Raw genomic sequence first — 15,513 nt, forward strand, 5'->3', positions numbered from 1 at the left:
GCCCCCTGACCCCGGGTGTGCGAGCCCCGCGGGGCCCCGCGCCCGAACGGGTGAGGCGCACCGCAACTGCGCTTTTGCCAGCGGCGGTTGGGGCAGCATGCGGTCATGGACGCCGTACGGGTCGCACTGCTGCGCGAGGTGCTCGCCGGAACGGAGTGGCTGCAGGCCACCCGGAGGTTCGCCGGGGCGCTGCGGACCTCGGTCGGGGCGCACGGCGGGGGGCTGCTCCTGGTGGGCACGGCGGAGTACGAGCCCTGGCACCTGGCCGCGCACCTGGAGGACGAGGCGGCCTGGGCCGGGCTGCCGGAGCTGTCCCCCACGCTCGTCCGGCACCGGGTCCCGCCCGGCGCCCCGCCGCACCTGGCGACGGGGCTGGGCCGGCTGGAGGCGGCCCGGCGCGGGGAGACGCTGCTGGTGGTGACGGAGGGGCAGGCCGGGGCGGGGCTGCTGGAGCGGGTGCACGACGCCCGGCGCGGCGGGGCGACGGTACTGGCGCTGGACGGCGGCGACGCGCCCGGCGCGGCGCACCCGGAGCACTCGGAGCACTCAGATCATTCGGAGATGCTCTCGCTCGCCCATGACGCGCTGGTCGTGCCGGATTCGGCGGCCGTGGACCTGGACACGGTCCAGCACCTGGTGAGCGCGGCCGCCGGGGAGAACGGCCTGCCGGTCCCGCGCGGCCACCGCCGCTTCCGCGACCGCCTGTCGCGACTGGCGGACCAGCTGACGGCACCGGTGCCGAACCGCTGGTGAGCGAGGGGCCCGCGAGCGGGCCCGGGCTTTGCGGCAACCGCGCCCCGGGGGCCGGACGTGTCGCCCGGCAGGCGGAAGCCCGGCTCTGGCCCGGCCCCGGCCCCGGCCCCGGAAAATCGTTTGCCGCGCCACGCCCCCGGCCCGGACCATGGTTCCCCGTGACCGATCACCATCCCCCTCCCTCTCCCCCTGCCCCCCGCACGTCCCGGCTGCGCGCGCTGCTGCCGGATCTGACCCCCTGGCACTCCTCGCCGGACTTCCGGCGCATGTGGCTGGCGGGCCTGGTGACGGTCTTCGGCAGCTTCCTGACCATCGTCGCGGTACCGCTGCAGCTCAAGGAGCTGACCGGCTCGGCGCTCGCCGTCGGTGCGGTCGGCGCCGTCGAACTCGTACCGCTGATCGTCTTCGGCCTCTACGGCGGCGCCCTCGCCGACGCGCTCGACCGCCGCAATCTGATCCTGTGGACCGAGGCGGGCCTGGCGGTCCTGAGCGGCATCCTCCTGCTCAACACGGTCCTGCCGCACCCCATGATCTGGCCGCTGTATGTGGTGGCCGCACTGACCAGCGCCCTGACCGGGCTCCAGCGCCCGGCGCTGCACGCCATCGTGCCGCGCATCGTCGCGCACGAGCAGCTGCCCGCCGCCATCGCCCTGAACTCCCTGCGCTGGCAGGCGGGGGCCATCGCGGGACCGTCCCTGGCCGGCCTGGTCATCGCCTTCGCCGGGCTCCCGCTGGCGTACTCGCTGGACATCGCCTCCTTCGTGATCTCCATCGCCCTGACCGTGCGGCTCGCCCCTTCCCCCGCCTCGAAGGACGCCGAGAAGCCGTCGCTGCGCGGCATCCTGGAGGGCGCGCGCTATGCGTGGGGCCGCAAGGAGCTGCTGGGGACGTACGCGGTCGACCTGGCGGCGATGTTCTTCGCCTTCCCCAACGCGATCTTCCCCTTCCTCGCCGAGGACCTGGACGCGCCCTGGGCGCTCGGTTTGATGTACGGGGCCGGTGCGGTCGGCTCGCTGACGGTGACCCTGACCAGCGGCTGGGTGTCGCGCATCAACCGGCACGGCCGGATGGTGGTCGTCGCCGCGCTCGGCTGGGGCCTGGCCATGGCGGTGGCGGGCTGGATGCACAACGTCTGGCTGGTGCTGCTGTTCCTGGCCGTGGCGGGCGGCTGCGACACGGTGAGCGGCCTGTTCCGCTCGGCGATCTGGGACCAGACGATCCCCGACGAGCTGCGCGGCCGCCTGGCGGGCATCGAGGTGCTCTCGTACTCGGTGGGCCCGCAGCTGGGCCAGGTCCGCTCGGGCGGCATGGCCTCGCTGACGAACGTCCGCACGTCGGTGTGGGCGGGCGGCCTGGCCTGCGTGGCATCGGTGGGCCTGCTGGCACTGACGCTGCCCAAGCTGATGTCGTACGACCAGCGGACGAACGAACACGCGGTACGGATGCGCGCAGCGCGAACGACGACGGAGGTGACGGAGGCGGCGTAGCGCCGCCTCCTCCCGGAGCGCCGGGCGGTCCCGAACCGCCTCAGCCCTCCTTACCCTCGCCCTCTTCCTCGTCCTTCCACCGCGGATCCTCCCGCCAGGCCTCGTTCCTCTCCCGCGCCGTCTCCATCGCGTGCCCCGCCTCCTCACGCGTCGCATACGGCCCCATGCGGTCGGCCGCCCGGCACTCCGGCCCCTCCTCGACCGTGCCGTGCTTCAGGCAGTAGTACCACTCGCCCGGCTTGCCCGCGGTACGCCTCTTGAACAGCGCCACAGCCCTCTCCTCGCCTCGCTCGGGAATCTCGCCCCCATGCTCCCCCACGCCCTCTGACTACACTCGCTGACATGTCTGGCCAGTCGCTTCTTGTCCCGGGGACCCTCTCCCCCGCCCGCTCCGTCCCTTCCTCGATCCCGCGTCCCGAGTACGTCGGGAAGCCCTCACCCACCCCGTACGCCGGGCCCGAGGTCCAGGACGCCGAAACGATCGAGCGGATGCGGATCGCCGGCGGCATCGCCGCGCGGGCGATGGCGGAGGCGGCCAAGCACATCGCCCCGGGCGTGACGACGGACGAGCTGGACCGCGTCGCGCACGAGTACATGTGCGACCACGGCGCGTACCCGTCGACGCTCGGCTACCGCGGCTTCCCGAAGTCGCTGTGCGCCTCGGTCAACGAGGTCATCTGCCACGGCATCCCGGACTCGACGGTGCTGCGCGACGGCGACATCGTGAACCTCGATGTGACCGCCTACATCGGCGGCGTGCACGGCGACAACAACGCCACCTACCTCTGCGGCAACGTGGACGAGGAGTCGCGGCTGCTCGTCGAGCGCACGCGCGAGGCGCTGAACCGGGCGATCAAGGCGGTCAAGCCGGGGCGCCGGGTGAACATCATCGGCCGGGTCATCGAGTCGTACGCGAAGCGCTTCGGCTACGGCGTCGTCCGCGACTTCACGGGCCACGGCATCAACTCGTCCTTCCACTCGGGCCTGATCATTCCGCACTACGACAGCCCGTACCACGACACGCTCATCGAGCCGGGCATGACGTTCACGATCGAGCCAATGCTGACGCTGGGGACGTACGAGTACGACATGTGGGAGGACGGCTGGACGGTCGTCACGAAGGACCGCAAGCGGACGGCGCAGTTCGAGCACACCCTGGTCGTGACGGAAACGGGTGCGGAGATCCTCACGCTGCCCTAGGGTTTGACCGACAGGTTTTACCGACAGCCCGTCGGGAAGCAATTGACTTAGGTAAGCCTAAGTGGCGAGGATGGGCGGCGGTGGCGGCTGCGCTGCGGCGCAACCGCCACCGCCTGCCATCCCCCTTTTCTTCCCGCACGCTCGGTCTCCGGAGGCCCGCCTTGGACGCACCCGCCGCCCCGACTCCGTTCTCCACGCTGATCCGCACGGCCTCGCACGAACAGCACACGGAGGCCGAGACGTCGTCGTTCATGAGCGACATGCTCGGAGGCCGGCTGGGTGTGGAGGCCTACCGCCGCTACACGGAGCAGCTCTGGTTCGTCTACCGAGCCCTGGAAGCCGCCTCCGAGACCCTGGCCGCCGACCCCGTGGCGGGCCCCTTCATACGCCCCGAACTGGCCCGCACCGCCCACCTGGAGCGCGACCTGGCCCACCTGGCCGGCCCCGACTGGCACACGGACCTGGAGCCGCTCCCCGCGACGGCGGCGTACGCGACCCGCATCGAGGAGTGCGCCCACGCCTGGCCCGCGGGCTATGTGGCCCACCACTACACCCGCTACCTCGGCGACCTCTCCGGCGGCCAGATCATCCGCGGCACCGCGGAGAAGACCTGGGGCTTCGCCCGCAAGGGCGACGGCGTCCGCTTCTACGTCTTCGAGTCCATCGGCAACCCGGCCGCGTTCAAGCGCGAGTACCGCGAGCTGCTGGACGGACTGCCGCTGGACGACCTGGAGAAACAGCGCGTGATCGAGGAGTGCAAGCGCGCGTTCGCACTGAACACGGCGGTGTTCCGGGAGCTGGGGCGGGAGTTCCCGTTGAGTGCTTAGGGGAATATCAGGGCCCAACCCCATAGCCGACCTGCACGGTATCGCCCCTGAAGGGGTCCACCACCGCGGCTGGCCCGACTGGCTCCTACTTGCCCTGCGTGACGACGGTTCCGTCTGGGAGTTGCCGCGGACGGTGGCGTGTACTGTGCACCCTCGCCGCCCTCCGTGGACCACTCGCGGAAGTCAGAAGACGAATCCGCGGGTCGGGCCGTTGCCGCGCCGGACGGGCTCAGGGATGTCCTCAAGGAACTCGCCCTTCAAAGCCGCCAACGCTTCAACGGTCGTGTCCTTGCGGCTCTCAGGATCGGCCTGGTCGTACACCCGCCACGGCCCCGTGGGGTCATCCGGATCTTCCGGCGCAACCACGCCAGGGATGCCCAGGCGCCTCAGTGCGGCTTCCACTTGGCGGGCTTGTTCTGCGTCCATGCCGTAACCCTTCCCACGTGTGGGCGGCCACCCTAGCTACCGACGCCACCACTGCCCTGCCGTGTGCCGCGTGGAAGGCGGCGTGCAGCGGGCGCCTCTGTCCAATCTTGACCGCGGACAGGGCCCGGTACTGCTCACCTCCGAGGGCTTCGGGGGCGAGCGTGAACATGCCGTTGACCATGTCCAGGATGAACAGGCTGGTGTGCAGACCCTCGTGCACGAGGCACATGGCGTAGTCCAGAACCTGCCAGCTGGTGCCGGGGCTCATCAGCACCACGCCGGGCATCTTGTTCGCGCTGCCTCCGCCGTCCGCACCGCTGTTGAACACGATCACATCAGTCACCAGGAGATCGACCATTCGGCCGAGGTCCGGGTAAATGCTGTGGACCAGCTCTACGGCCTGTGTGATGTTGGTGTCCCACGCCTCTCGGACCGGTCCGGTGGAAGGAGTTGACGGTCCGACGATGTGTGCGAAAACACCGCTGGTCCGGCAGTGTTCGGCCCATCCGCCGTCTTCGTAGGAGATGGCGAAGCCATTTGCCTTCGCGGGTAGGGACCGGGGGCGTAGGTCATTGATCGCCGCCACGTATTCGCCACGCAGATCATCGGTGCCATTCGGGTACGTACCGTTGATTGCATGAGCGAAGCGGGCGGTCGTCTCGTAGAGGTGCCCTGCGTTGAGCAAGTGCATGAACCTCTTCCTTCCGTTGTGGGTGAGGACGTGCGCCCGGAGCAGCAAGGCCGCTCCGGGCGCACTCGGGGCTCAGCGGAGAGCGGGCCGGACTACTTGTTGTCGGTCCAGCCGCCCATCATCACGACGTGCCCGGACTCCTGAGCTGCTTCGATGCGCTGACGGATGGAGGACGCCACACCGACGGGGTCATCCTGGACGGCCGACACGATGTCGGTCAGGACGCCGTTGGGCATGGCTGCCTGGGGCCTATTGCTACTCATAGTGCTTCTCTTTCTCTGGAAGTGACGCGCTGTTGCTGACCCGCCCGGAGTCCACTGCCACGAGAACGTCCTGGCAGGCCCGGTGTCCCGGCCCGGCCCATGCCGGGACGGGAGTCTGTGGAAGGTGTGCTCAGCTCTCTTCGCGGTGCGGGAGTCGAGGCTGCTGATCGGGCGCGATGAAGCCCTGGATCTGCCGTTCCTTGCCGTCGCTGCGCGTCGCTCGTTCCATGAGCTGGGCAGTCTTCATGGCTCGAACGACGTCCTTGTGAGCTTGTTCCGCTTCGACGGACACCATCGGTGCGGTGATCAGGCCGCCACAGCGGCGGCTCCGTAGTCGGCGGGACTTCGGTACCCAAGGCTGCTGTCCAGCCGTTTGAGGTTGCACCAGCCCTCGATCTGGGCCGCCGGTGTGTACGGTCCAAGTGGGAAGTCCGCCCTGAGGGGGAGTGCCGCAAGCTACCGCGGTGGCGCCGCGTCTTAAGGGCGGGAGGGCACGGCCTCGCGATGCTCGTGGTACTTCTGCTCGACCTGGACGGCGTGCGTGGCCATCTGGTCGCACGTAAGAACTAGCTTGATGGGCTCGGTGTTGCCGTTCAGATGGTGCACGTCGATCGGAATCACGAACCGCTGTGACCGCTCGTCGTACCTCAGGTCGCGCATCTGCGGGGTGGCGTGGGTGATCACGGAATTTCACCTCTCAGGGGTGGTGCTGTGGACTGCGATTCAGCGCGGGCTCGTTGCACGCTCGCGGTAGTGCCGTGGAGGGGGCCGGCCGGGAGCGCTGTCATGAGCAGGAGCGCCGAGTGGGTGCACACCCGCGCCACCGCACACATGATTGCCTGGGCCGTGAACGGCACGCCTCCGCCCTTGATCGCGAGTCTGCCCGCTCCCTCTCGCCGGGGCGCTGTGCCGACCGCGCCCAGGCTGCCGGCTCAGGACAGGGCGGAGCTGTTCGTGCACCTGCGCGACACCGCCGAGGCTGCACAGCGGGCCGGGGATGTTGCTGCGCTCTTGCGTCGGCAGGCTCTGTATCTCACTTCTTACGACCGGAGCCTCGACGCTGCAGCCTGGACCTCTCACACGGTGCACAGCCGACGCGGTGTGCTCGCTGTACGCGGGTGGTCGCCACATTGGGTGGAAGGCCGCTCGGTCGCTGCCGCGCTTGCCCGACAGGGCGACCAGCAGCCGCTGCTGGACTTCATCGAGCGTGCGTTGGCAGACGACGACGCGGCCGAGGCTGCAAATCTGAATTACTGGGCGTATTGGCTAGGTGCCGCCGATGGCCCGCAAGCCGACGACGGCTTCATGCGCGACCGGAACCTGGCTGGTTGGGATCCCGTGACGCTCCTGCGTTTGCTCATCCAGGGCGTGGACGAGGCGCCGACGTACGTTGAGTTGTATGCACACTCGTTCTGGGCCCTCCTGGAAGCCTTCCGTTGGCTCCCTCTGGCGGCACCGCCACTTGCCGCAGCCCTCGACGAACGCATTGAGCGAATCCTGAGTGAGGGAGGCATCTCGACAAGATCCCGACGTGAGCTGAGCGCCGTGCAATACCGTCTACGGAGAGCGGAGTAACTGACGAACCGAAGGGCGCCACATGGCGGACGAGACGGCCCACGTTCAGGGCACTGCGAGCTTTCTGCTGGAGATGGGCATGCTCAAGCGTGCCAAGCGGTCCGGCTGGTGGATCGCTGGTGTCAAAGACCCTGAATCCATCGCTGAGCACTCATTCCGCACGGGCATCATCGGCTCGGTTTTGGCCATGATGGAGGGCGCTGATCCGGCCAAGGTAGCCCTGCTGTGCCTCTTCCATGACACTCAGGAGACACGGGTCGGGGACATCCCGCACATCGGTCGTCGTTACCTTGACGCGTCCTCGAACGAGAAGGTCACTGCGGACCAGGTGTCAGCAGCCCACCCTGCCGTGGCTTCGGGTGTCCAGCGTGTCGTTGAGGAGTACGAGAACGGCACCAGCCTGGAAGTCTTGTGCGCACACGATGCCGACAAGCTCGAATGCCTCATCCAGGCCGTCGAGTACCGGGAGCAGGGCATCCAGAATGTGCAGAATTGGATCGACACCAGCCAGGCCAAGCTCAAGACGGCTTCGGCGCAGGCTCTCGCAGAGGCAGCCCTGAAGATGTCGTCGGTGGAGTGGCAGCAGACCTACCTGCGGTAGTCGGATCCCCCCCACGACATCGGGCCCCGTGCTCTCAGAAAGAGGAGCGGGGCACTCCGGTATGGGAAGGAGAATGCCATGGGTAGGCGCGACTACGAGGACGATCCGAACGCCCCCGCCGCGAACAGCCTTGTTCCGGCTGCTTCTGCCGTCGTCGATGACGGCGGGCGCGTCCTGCTCCAGCGCCGAAGCGACAACGGTATGTGGGCTCTCCCCGGGGTGCGATGCATATCGGCGAGTCGCTGCCGGAGTGTGCCGTACGGGAGACCAAAGAAGAGACTGGGATGGATGTCGAGGTCGTCGGCATCGTTGGCACGTGCTCCAACCCGCGCCACGTGTTTGCGTACGACGACGGCGAGGTGCGGAAGGAGTTCTCCATCTGCTTTCTGGCACGGCCTGTGACAGGAGAACTGTCGGTCTCCGGGGAGTCCACGGACGTCCGTTGGTTCGATCCGGTGGAGGTCGAGACACTGCCGATGGTCCCCAGCATCCGGAAGCGCGTGGACGATTGGCGTAGCGGCAATATGCCGGCAGCTCGGTAGCGAGGGTCCGGCGCAGCTGGACCGGCTTCCCACCCGAACTGCGACTGTCAGCAGCGGCTTCGCAACTCACCCCCGCCGCGTCCGTTCCGCGATCCAGCCCGCCATCGCGCGCACCCCGACGCCGATCGCGCGTTCGTCCGGGTCGAAGTCGGGGTAGTGCGGGTAGGCGGTCGTGACCGGGGCGCCGGGGGTGCGGACGCCGAGGAAGGTGTACGTGCCGGGGACGCGGTCGAGGTAGAGGGCGAAGTCCTCGCCGTTGAAAGGGAAGGCCGCGTGGAGTTCGGTGACGGACTCCGGGCCGAGGGTGCCGCGCAGGTGGCGGGCCAGGGCGCGGGCATCGCGCTCCGGGCAGACCATGGCCGGGAAGGGGTCGGCGGGGAAGGTGACCTCGGCGCCCGCGTACGCGCCGGCCAGGCGGCGGATCTCCTGGCGGATCTCCGTGTACCGCTCCTGCGGCCAGCAGCGGAAGGACACCCGGACCGCGGCGTCCTCCGCCTTCGCCCGGACGGCCACGAAGCGGGCGAGCGGGCCGTCCGGGATCTGCACGTCGGCGACCATCCGCTCCAGTTCGGCCGGGGTCTGCGGCGGCGTGACGGTGGCAAGGGCCGCGATCCCGGCGGCCAGCCGCCGGGCCGCGTCCGGTGCATCCGGGCCCGTCAGCTGTATCTGGGCGTGGTCCTGGCCGGGCAGCCCGTAGCCGGGCATCACCGCGAACTGCCCGACGGGGAACGGTCCGCAGTGCAGTGCGTGGATCTCCTCGATCCCGTGACGTTCCAGCACGCCCGCGTCCAGCAGTGCGCGGGCCCCCGCCAGGGCCTCCTCCGCCGGCTGGAAGAGGAACACCGCGCTTCCGCTCAGCCGCTGCCGCCGGCACGCCAGGGCCTCGGCGACGCCGACGGCCACCGTGGTGTGGATGTCGTGGCCGCAGACGTGGGCCGGGGCCGTGCCGCCCCCGACGATGCTCTCCGGCGGCACCGCGTCCATGTCCGCCCGGTACGCCACCGTCCGTCCCGGTCGCGCGCCCCGCAGGACGGCGACGACGCCGTGGCCGCCCACGTCCGTGGTGACGGACAGCCCGGCCGCCCGCAGGCGGCTCGCCACGACGGCGGCGGTACGTGCCTCCTGGCCCGGCGCCTCGGGGTGCGCGTGCAGATCCCGCCGCAGCTCGATCAGGCCGGGCAACGCCGGGTGCGACGTTCCGCCACCGGCCGCTCCGGCCCGTCCCGCGGCGCCCCACACCATCCCCGCTGCGGCTGCCACCGCCCCGCCCAGCACCGCACGACGGTTCACCGTCTTCATTGCCGTTCCCCCCTGATCCCGGATGACCCCAGAAGTCGATCTCTTCCGTAGATCCTCGGGGTCACGGGCGTCACTGCCCATCCGGCGAACCACCGACCTGGGGGTGGGGACAGCCCCAGGTGGACGCCCCGTCAGTTCTTCTGGCGCAGCCGTGGCGGGACAACTGGACGCACGGCGTGACGAACGGGTGGTTCACGTTGTCGCCGCGGGCCGGGCACGGTACGGTGCTGGTCAGGGTCTCACCGGGTAGACGCTTGCCCGGGGTGTACCCAGCGGGATGCAGCACAAAGAACCCCCGCCGCGGTGGCCTCCGCGACGAGGGTTCCGCCGGAAGCACAAGGGCTATCCGATCGGAGCCTCGTGTATTGAGGCTCCGGTCAGCCCTTGAACCACCCCCTCACCTTCCGCGCGACGCGCTTCCAGATCGGGAGCTTCGGCTTCCTGTGGCGCCCCATTGGCGCCCCCCTTTCGGGATTGCAGCCATGGCCGGTGGCTGCACCGGAGGGGCCCACGACGGGACACCCTGTCCGAATGTCCCGGCAGCGACCTCCTCTTAAGGGGGGCGCACTTGAAGCGCACGCAGAGACTACAACGCGATTGGCATACGGGCGCGCTCGAACCGCTTAACTCCAACTAACGGGTGAATTGCAGGAGTTGCAGGACTCTCGCTTCAAGCGGCATGCATATATCCATCAGTTCCCGCACTGCCTAACTCTCAGCCCCGAGTCTCGGGCCCCGCAAAGTGTCAGTCGACACAGACCCTGCCGCCCCGGAAACCCGAGATCCGGGATTCGGGTACCGAGACCCGAGCGCCTTTTTCAAGGAATGGGAGGTGGGTGACAACCCACCCTCCCACCCAACTCCCGTGCAAGCACACGCGAGTGACTTTCCGCAACCGAGTCGCCACGAACCGCTGTCGCCGTGTAGCGTGCGGCACAACAAACAACCCCGGCCGGTGCTACCAACACCATGCCGGGGTCTGACCACCTAGATCGGTAAGGACGATCTCGTGGCTGACGCCAAGCTTACCGCTGCCCCCATGGCCGCGCCCGGATACGGCAAGCACTCCGCGCCCGACCAAGCCCCCCGCACCCGAGGCGACTTCGCACACCTGCCCGCCCGCGAGGCCTACATCGCCGCTCACATCGACCGGCTGCCCGACGGCGCGGCCATCGACATCAAGGCCCTCGCCCGGGAACTCCCCGCCTACGGCCAGCAAGCCGTGACCACCGCCCTCAACGCTCTCTCCGAGGCCGGCCACCTGCGCCGTATCCAGGAACCCATCGCCAAGGGCAGCACCCAGTGGGTGACACGCTCGTACTTCTCCCGCACCGCGCGCGACGACGCCTGGTGGGAGAAGTTCCTCGCAGACGACGTTCCGACAGTGGCGAAGGCAGAGGCGGAGGCAGAGCCTGAGGGCGCGCCGTCCCCGCACCCGGTACGCCCCACCCGCTCCCCCGCCTACGACGCCCTCGCCTCCCTCGGGCGCGCCGAGCCCCGGCTGGCCCTTTCCGCCGCCGAGTGCGCCGCCCTCGAAGAACTCGCCGCCGAATGGCTCGCCCGCGGCATCACCCCGCCCGACCTCGTCCGCAACCTCACCGCCGGGCTCCCCGACGTCATCCACTGCCCGGGCGCATTCACCCGCAAGAGGCTTGCTGACAAAATGCCGCCCGAGCCACCCCCGGCCGCGCCTACGCCCACACCCCGCCGCATCATGGAATGCACCGGCTGCGGCCGCCCGGGCCGCCCCGAAAACCTCCCCGGCGGGCTCTGCCGCACCTGCCACGGTGACGCTCCGCTCCTCGCCCCTCCCGGTCCGGCAGAGGCCGAAGTGCACGCCCGCGTCTCACAGCTGCGCGCCATGGTGCGTGCAAGCCGCTGACCTCACACGGGCAGGCTGTCGAAGACGACCCATCCGGTCCACGCCGCATCGGGGTTCGTGCTCACCTTCCAGGAGGTGAACGCCCCGGATTCGGTACCCACCACGAGCTGCGGACGGCCGTCCGTCAGGGACGCCGCCCCCACGCTCCGGGCCGTGCCCGGCACACCGTCGAACTTCGTCCAGTCGGCCCACGCCGCGCTCGCATCGGTGGAGACCTTCCAGGTCGTCCACACCTCCCCGGTCTCGGTCGTCGCGACGACCTGCGGCCGGTCGTCCGTGAGCGGCACCGCCACCAGCGAGGTCGCACGCCCATGGGGGAAGTCGAACGGCTGCCAGCCGGTCCAGCCCGCGTCGGGGTCCGTGGACACCTTCCAGTTGGTGAACATCCCCTGCCCCGTCGCCGCGAAGAGCTGCGGTCGGCCATCCGTCAGCCGCGCTGACGTCACGCTCCGCACAGACATGAGTAACACCCTCCGTACAGGAAGCGGGTCCTCTCATTCGAGCACCGCACGGACCGGGCCGCCCTGCAACGGGAGCGCCTGCCCTATCCCCCGAACGGGTGACGCATACAAAACCCGCGCCCGCCGGGACCGTACCGGCGGGCGCGGGTGGATTCGGGACGGAGGCCGGGTGTCAGTCCCGGGCGGTGCGGCGGCGGGTGGCGTAGACCGCTGCGCCGCCTGCCGCGATGAGGGCGGCTGCCGCGCCGACGAGGGGGCCGGTCGGGGCGCTCGCGCCCGTCGCCGCGAGGGAAGCGGAGGAGCCGTTGGCGGCGGTGTCGCCGCCGCCCGTGACACTGCCGGTGCCGCCGCCGGTGCCGGTACCGCTGCCGGTCGTGGCCTCGGAGCCCGTGCTGCCCATGGCGCCGGTGCCCTTGTCCGAGCCGGTGCCCGACGGGACGTCCGGAAGCTTGGCGTTCTTGTCGACGGCGATCGCGACCGTCACCGGGTCGAGGGCGTCCCCCGCGTGGTAGATGGACTTGCCCTGCGACAGGAAGACCTTCTCGCCCTGCTTGGTCAGCGTCGCCGGGACCGCCGAGAGCGTCACGATCCCGTCCTTGGCCTTCAGAGCGTCCGCACCGAGCTTCAGGTCCGCGAGCGGTACGTCATTCGTCTTGTTGGTCGTACCGGTCTTCTTGTCCTTGATGCCCACGTCCGCGCTGAGCGTGCCCGTCGCACCCGAAGCCTTCACCTTGAAGTTGCTGAACCGCAGATTCAGCTCGTCTTCGTGGCCGGTGAAGAGCAGCTGCCCGTTGAAGGTGGCGTCGAGGGAGGACGCATTCGCGTCGTACGTGCCGTGGCCCTTGGTGAAGCGGTAACCGTCGCCGGACTTCACGGCGTCACCGAAGAGTTCCGCCTTTCCGTTGGCGAAGGAGCCGGTGATGTACTTGCGGAAGGATTCCTTCACTCCCCAGTCGAGATTGCCGTCGTAAATGGCGTTCGAGGGCTTCTTCTTGTCGGAGGAGTCCTTCGACTTGCCGTCCGTCTTCGGGTTCTCGTCGTGCTTCGACTTGTCATCCGTCTTGGACTTGTCGTCCGTCTTCGACTTGTCGTCCGTCTTCTCCCCTCCCGTCGGCTGCTTGGCGCCGCCGCCCGGCTTGACCGACAGCGTCGCCGGGTCGAGCTCGTCGCCCGCCTTGTAGAACTCCTTGACCTTGTCGTTCGGCTGCTTGTACACGAACGCCTTCGCGCCGTCCGCCGTCAGCTTCACCGGTATCCGCGCGTAGGTGATCGCACCGCCCGCGCCGTGCCCCGGCTTCACGTTCGTCAGGTCGAGCGCCGCGATCGCGACGTCGTCCTTGGTCTCGTCCCCCACGGTCACGTCGGCGGTGATGGTGCCGGACTTGCCCTCGGTCTTGACCTTCAGGTCGGTGAGCTTGAGGTCGAGTGCCCACTTGCCCTGGCCGTCGGGGTGCCCGACGAAGCGCACGCTGCCCTTGAATGTGGTGGCGACGGCATGCGTGCTCATGTCGTACGAGCCGACGCCTTCGGTGAAGGTGAAGGCACCGTCACCGGCCCGCTTGGCGCCGTCGGCGACCTGGATGTCGCCCTCGGCGAAGTCGCCGGTGACGTACTCCCGGAACGACTTCTTCACGCCCCAGTCGAGTGTGCCGTCCTTCAGCTCCAACTTCGGCGCCCCGTCCGCGCCGGGGGCGGTGTCCGCCGCATACGCGGGCACGGTCAGCACCGTGGCCCCGAGGGCGGTCGCCGTGGCCAGCGCGGCGAGGGCGGCGCGGCGTGCGGTGACGGTCATCGTCGGTTCTCTCCTAAGGGGACTTGGGATATGCGAGGTATGCGCGCTGCCTATGACAGCAGTGACGTGGGGGGCGGGGAAGGGCCGCGCCGGCCGTGGCGGGTGAGGGGTTCGTCACGGCCGACGCGGAGTCAATTGCGATGCCCGGAAGCGGAATCCGTTGCCGGGGTGCCCGCGGCCGCCAGGCGGCGCCTGCGTACGAGCACGTACGCCGCTCCGGCCACCACCAGCAGGGCCGCACCGGCCGCCGAGACCGCAAGCACCGGGAAGGAATCGGAGGACGACTTGTCGTCCTGGGAGAACGTCTCCTCCATCGTGGTCCCTTGCTCCGCGGAGGCCGAAGCGGAAGCCGGGGGCGTCGCCCCCGCCCCCTTCCCCAGGTCCGGCAGCGGCGGCAGCTTCGCGTCCGCCGCCAGCGGCACCGCCAAGGACACCGGGTCCATGTCCGTGCCCTCCTGGTACATCCCGCCGAACGCCTCGGCGCCCTCCGCCGTGAGCTTGGCCGGGGCCTCCGTCACCGCCGCGAGGCCGTCCTTCTCCGCCAGGCCAGAGGCGTCGAAGGCAACAAGCGGAACGCCCTTCCGGGTGCCGTTCCCGCCGCTCGTCACATCGGCCGCGAGCGTGCCCCTGCCGTCCGCCGCCGTCACCTTGGCCCCGCTCAGCGTGAGGTCCAGGTGCTTGCCGGTGAAGCGGAGGGTGCCTGCGAAGGCGGCGTCCAGTTGCTTGCGGTCCTTGTCGTACGTGCCCTTGCCGGCCGTGAAGCGGAACAGCGCGCCGCCGTCCTGGGCGCCGTCGGCCAGCTGCCAGGCGCCCTGAGCGATGGAGCCCGTCACGTACTCGCGGAAGGTGCGGCGGACGCCCCAGTCCACGGCGGCGTTCGTGAATTCGCCCTTTTCCTCGGGCGCGGAGGGCGTAGGGGACGGCGGCTCCGATGCCGTCGCCCGCTCGGGGACGATGTCCGCCGACAGGCCCACCGGGTCGAGCGCCGTGCCCGCCGTGTAGTACCCCGCGAAGGACTTCGCCCCCTCCTCCGTGAGCGTGGCCGGGATGCCGGCGAGCGTCACCGCCGTGCCGCCGCCGCGCAGGTTCACGCCGGACAGGTCCAGCGCGGCGAAGGCCACCTGAGAGGCGCTGGTGACCTGGCCCGAGCCCTTGGCCTTGCTCGTCACGTCGGCGTAGAGGGTGCCGCGGCCGCCCTGGATGCGGACGGTGGGGCGGCTGACGGTGAGGTCGAGTTCGTACGAGCCGTCCGGCTTCCGGTGGCCGGTGAAGTGCACACCGCCCGCGAAGCCCGCCGTGAAGTCGCCGCTGCCGGGCTCGTACGAGCCCTTCGCGGAGTGGAAGCGGAACCGGCTGCCGCCGATCGTCGCCGCTCCGCCCTGGAGCTGCCAACTGCCCTGGGCTATCGGGCCGGTGACATAGCCCTGGAAGGAGGACTTGATGCCCCAGTCCAGACGGCCGCCCGACACCTCGCGGGCGCCCGAGGCATCCGGATTCCCCGCCGCGTACGAGGCGCCCACGGGAAGCAGAGCCGTCAGCAGGGCCGTCAGCAATGCCGCAAGAAGCGCCGTCACGGGCGCATGGGCAGGTCTGGACGGCAGCATCGGGGGACCCCTCTCCACGGACTCTCGAACGACTCGAACGATAGCAATTAAGGTAAGGCTAACCTAAGCTAGATCCGGAATCCCTCGCAGCAGACCCCACAGCGGAAAGG

General features: G+C 69.7%; 16 protein-coding genes and 1 pseudogene. 8 read left to right on the top strand and 9 right to left on the bottom strand.

Features of this window, described 5'->3' with window-relative positions; all coding sequences use genetic code 11:
* The first annotated feature begins 105 nt into the window (after nt 1–105).
* Nucleotides 106–753, top strand: a complete 648-nt coding sequence (locus tag AC1Z4A_RS07950; RefSeq protein WP_483677149.1) for a hypothetical protein — start codon at nt 106–108, stop codon at nt 751–753.
* Between the two features lie 158 nt (nt 754–911).
* Entirely contained in the window at nt 912–2,240 is a 1,329-nt protein-coding gene (locus AC1Z4A_RS07955; RefSeq protein ID WP_483677150.1) for an MFS transporter, read from the top strand.
* Between the two features lie 40 nt (nt 2,241–2,280).
* On the opposite strand, the gene AC1Z4A_RS07960 is transcribed toward AC1Z4A_RS07955, so the two are convergent.
* Nucleotides 2,281–2,511 (bottom strand): hypothetical protein, encoded by a 231-nt coding sequence (locus AC1Z4A_RS07960; protein WP_483677152.1) that lies wholly within the window; start codon nt 2,509–2,511, stop codon nt 2,281–2,283.
* A 71-nt stretch (nt 2,512–2,582) separates the two neighbouring features.
* Here AC1Z4A_RS07960 and map point away from each other — a divergent pair, with 71 nt between their 5' ends.
* Complete coding sequence (gene map, locus AC1Z4A_RS07965; protein ID WP_483677153.1) at nt 2,583–3,440, top strand: type I methionyl aminopeptidase; 858 nt, start codon at nt 2,583–2,585, stop codon at nt 3,438–3,440.
* A 161-nt stretch (nt 3,441–3,601) separates the two neighbouring features.
* On the top strand, nt 3,602–4,267 hold the full coding sequence (locus AC1Z4A_RS07970) for a biliverdin-producing heme oxygenase (protein WP_483677154.1): 666 nt from the start codon (nt 3,602–3,604) through the stop codon (nt 4,265–4,267).
* Between the two features lie 183 nt (nt 4,268–4,450).
* Here the strand turns inward: AC1Z4A_RS07970 and AC1Z4A_RS07975 are convergent, their stop codons facing one another.
* The 4 genes from AC1Z4A_RS07975 to AC1Z4A_RS07990 form a co-directional block, all read right to left on the bottom strand.
* The gene (locus AC1Z4A_RS07975) at nt 4,451–4,588 is read right to left on the bottom strand and encodes a hypothetical protein (RefSeq protein ID WP_483677155.1); all 138 of its coding nucleotides are present in this window, start codon (nt 4,586–4,588) and stop codon (nt 4,451–4,453) included.
* A 19-nt stretch (nt 4,589–4,607) separates the two neighbouring features.
* Nucleotides 4,608–5,384, bottom strand: coding sequence for an aKG-HExxH-type peptide beta-hydroxylase (locus tag AC1Z4A_RS07980; protein WP_483677156.1), 777 nt, complete (start codon nt 5,382–5,384; stop codon nt 4,608–4,610).
* Nucleotides 5,385–5,476: 92 nt separating this feature from the next.
* A complete protein-coding gene (locus AC1Z4A_RS07985; RefSeq protein ID WP_483677157.1) occupies nt 5,477–5,647 on the bottom strand; it encodes a hypothetical protein in 171 nt (56 codons plus the stop codon).
* A gap of 477 nt (nt 5,648–6,124) precedes the next feature.
* Nucleotides 6,125–6,331, bottom strand: coding sequence for a hypothetical protein (locus tag AC1Z4A_RS07990; protein WP_483677158.1), 207 nt, complete (start codon nt 6,329–6,331; stop codon nt 6,125–6,127).
* Between the two features lie 102 nt (nt 6,332–6,433).
* Here AC1Z4A_RS07990 and AC1Z4A_RS07995 point away from each other — a divergent pair, with 102 nt between their 5' ends.
* The 3 genes and pseudogenes from AC1Z4A_RS07995 (at nt 6,434) to AC1Z4A_RS08005 (ending at nt 8,365) form a co-directional block, all read left to right on the top strand.
* Entirely contained in the window at nt 6,434–7,222 is a 789-nt protein-coding gene (locus tag AC1Z4A_RS07995) for an XRE family transcriptional regulator (protein WP_483677159.1), read from the top strand.
* A gap of 22 nt (nt 7,223–7,244) precedes the next feature.
* Nucleotides 7,245–7,823, top strand: coding sequence for an HD domain-containing protein (locus AC1Z4A_RS08000; protein WP_483677160.1), 579 nt, complete (start codon nt 7,245–7,247; stop codon nt 7,821–7,823).
* Nucleotides 7,824–7,901: 78 nt separating this feature from the next.
* Nucleotides 7,902–8,365: pseudogene (locus tag AC1Z4A_RS08005) on the top strand (NUDIX domain-containing protein).
* Between the two features lie 66 nt (nt 8,366–8,431).
* Here AC1Z4A_RS08005 and AC1Z4A_RS08010 read toward each other — a convergent pair.
* Nucleotides 8,432–9,664 (bottom strand): M20 metallopeptidase family protein, encoded by a 1,233-nt coding sequence (locus AC1Z4A_RS08010; RefSeq protein WP_483677161.1) that lies wholly within the window; start codon nt 9,662–9,664, stop codon nt 8,432–8,434.
* Between the two features lie 1,009 nt (nt 9,665–10,673).
* On the opposite strand from AC1Z4A_RS08010, the gene AC1Z4A_RS08015 reads away from it, so the two are divergent.
* Nucleotides 10,674–11,546 carry a hypothetical protein gene (locus AC1Z4A_RS08015; protein WP_483677162.1) on the top strand — a complete coding sequence of 291 codons (873 nt, stop codon included), beginning with the start codon at nt 10,674–10,676 and terminating at the stop codon, nt 11,544–11,546.
* A 2-nt stretch (nt 11,547–11,548) separates the two neighbouring features.
* Here AC1Z4A_RS08015 and AC1Z4A_RS08020 read toward each other — a convergent pair whose 3' ends face one another.
* The 3 genes from AC1Z4A_RS08020 to AC1Z4A_RS08030 form a co-directional block, all read right to left on the bottom strand.
* Nucleotides 11,549–12,007: a DUF8189 domain-containing protein gene (locus AC1Z4A_RS08020; RefSeq protein WP_483677163.1), complete on the bottom strand. Its 459-nt coding sequence runs from the start codon at nt 12,005–12,007 to the stop codon at nt 11,549–11,551.
* Between the two features lie 172 nt (nt 12,008–12,179).
* Nucleotides 12,180–13,799 carry an HtaA domain-containing protein gene (locus AC1Z4A_RS08025; protein WP_483677164.1) on the bottom strand — a complete coding sequence of 540 codons (1,620 nt, stop codon included), beginning with the start codon at nt 13,797–13,799 and terminating at the stop codon, nt 12,180–12,182.
* A 131-nt stretch (nt 13,800–13,930) separates the two neighbouring features.
* A complete protein-coding gene (locus tag AC1Z4A_RS08030; RefSeq protein ID WP_483677165.1) occupies nt 13,931–15,403 on the bottom strand; it encodes an HtaA domain-containing protein in 1,473 nt (490 codons plus the stop codon).
* Nucleotides 15,404–15,513 lie beyond the last annotated feature (110 nt).

The sequence above is a fragment of the Streptomyces sp. 17_S59 genome, from assembly GCF_056930295.1.

Excerpts from the sequence above, each read along its gene's own strand:
- AC1Z4A_RS08010 (WP_483677161.1), bottom strand. The coding sequence starts at position 9,664 with ATGAAGACGGTGAACCGTCGTGCGGTGCTGGGCGGGGCGGTGGCAGCC.
- AC1Z4A_RS08020 (WP_483677163.1), bottom strand. The coding sequence starts at position 12,007 with ATGTCTGTGCGGAGCGTGACGTCAGCGCGGCTGACGGATGGCCGACCG.
- map (WP_483677153.1), top strand. The coding sequence starts at position 2,583 with ATGTCTGGCCAGTCGCTTCTTGTCCCGGGGACCCTCTCCCCCGCCCGC.
- AC1Z4A_RS07995 (WP_483677159.1), top strand. The coding sequence starts at position 6,434 with ATGAGCAGGAGCGCCGAGTGGGTGCACACCCGCGCCACCGCACACATG.
- AC1Z4A_RS08030 (WP_483677165.1), bottom strand. The coding sequence starts at position 15,403 with ATGCTGCCGTCCAGACCTGCCCATGCGCCCGTGACGGCGCTTCTTGCG.
- AC1Z4A_RS07985 (WP_483677157.1), bottom strand. The coding sequence starts at position 5,647 with ATGAGTAGCAATAGGCCCCAGGCAGCCATGCCCAACGGCGTCCTGACC.
- AC1Z4A_RS07980 (WP_483677156.1), bottom strand. The coding sequence starts at position 5,384 with ATGCACTTGCTCAACGCAGGGCACCTCTACGAGACGACCGCCCGCTTC.
- AC1Z4A_RS07950 (WP_483677149.1), top strand. The coding sequence starts at position 106 with ATGGACGCCGTACGGGTCGCACTGCTGCGCGAGGTGCTCGCCGGAACG.
- AC1Z4A_RS08000 (WP_483677160.1), top strand. The coding sequence starts at position 7,245 with ATGGCGGACGAGACGGCCCACGTTCAGGGCACTGCGAGCTTTCTGCTG.
- AC1Z4A_RS08025 (WP_483677164.1), bottom strand. The coding sequence starts at position 13,799 with ATGACCGTCACCGCACGCCGCGCCGCCCTCGCCGCGCTGGCCACGGCG.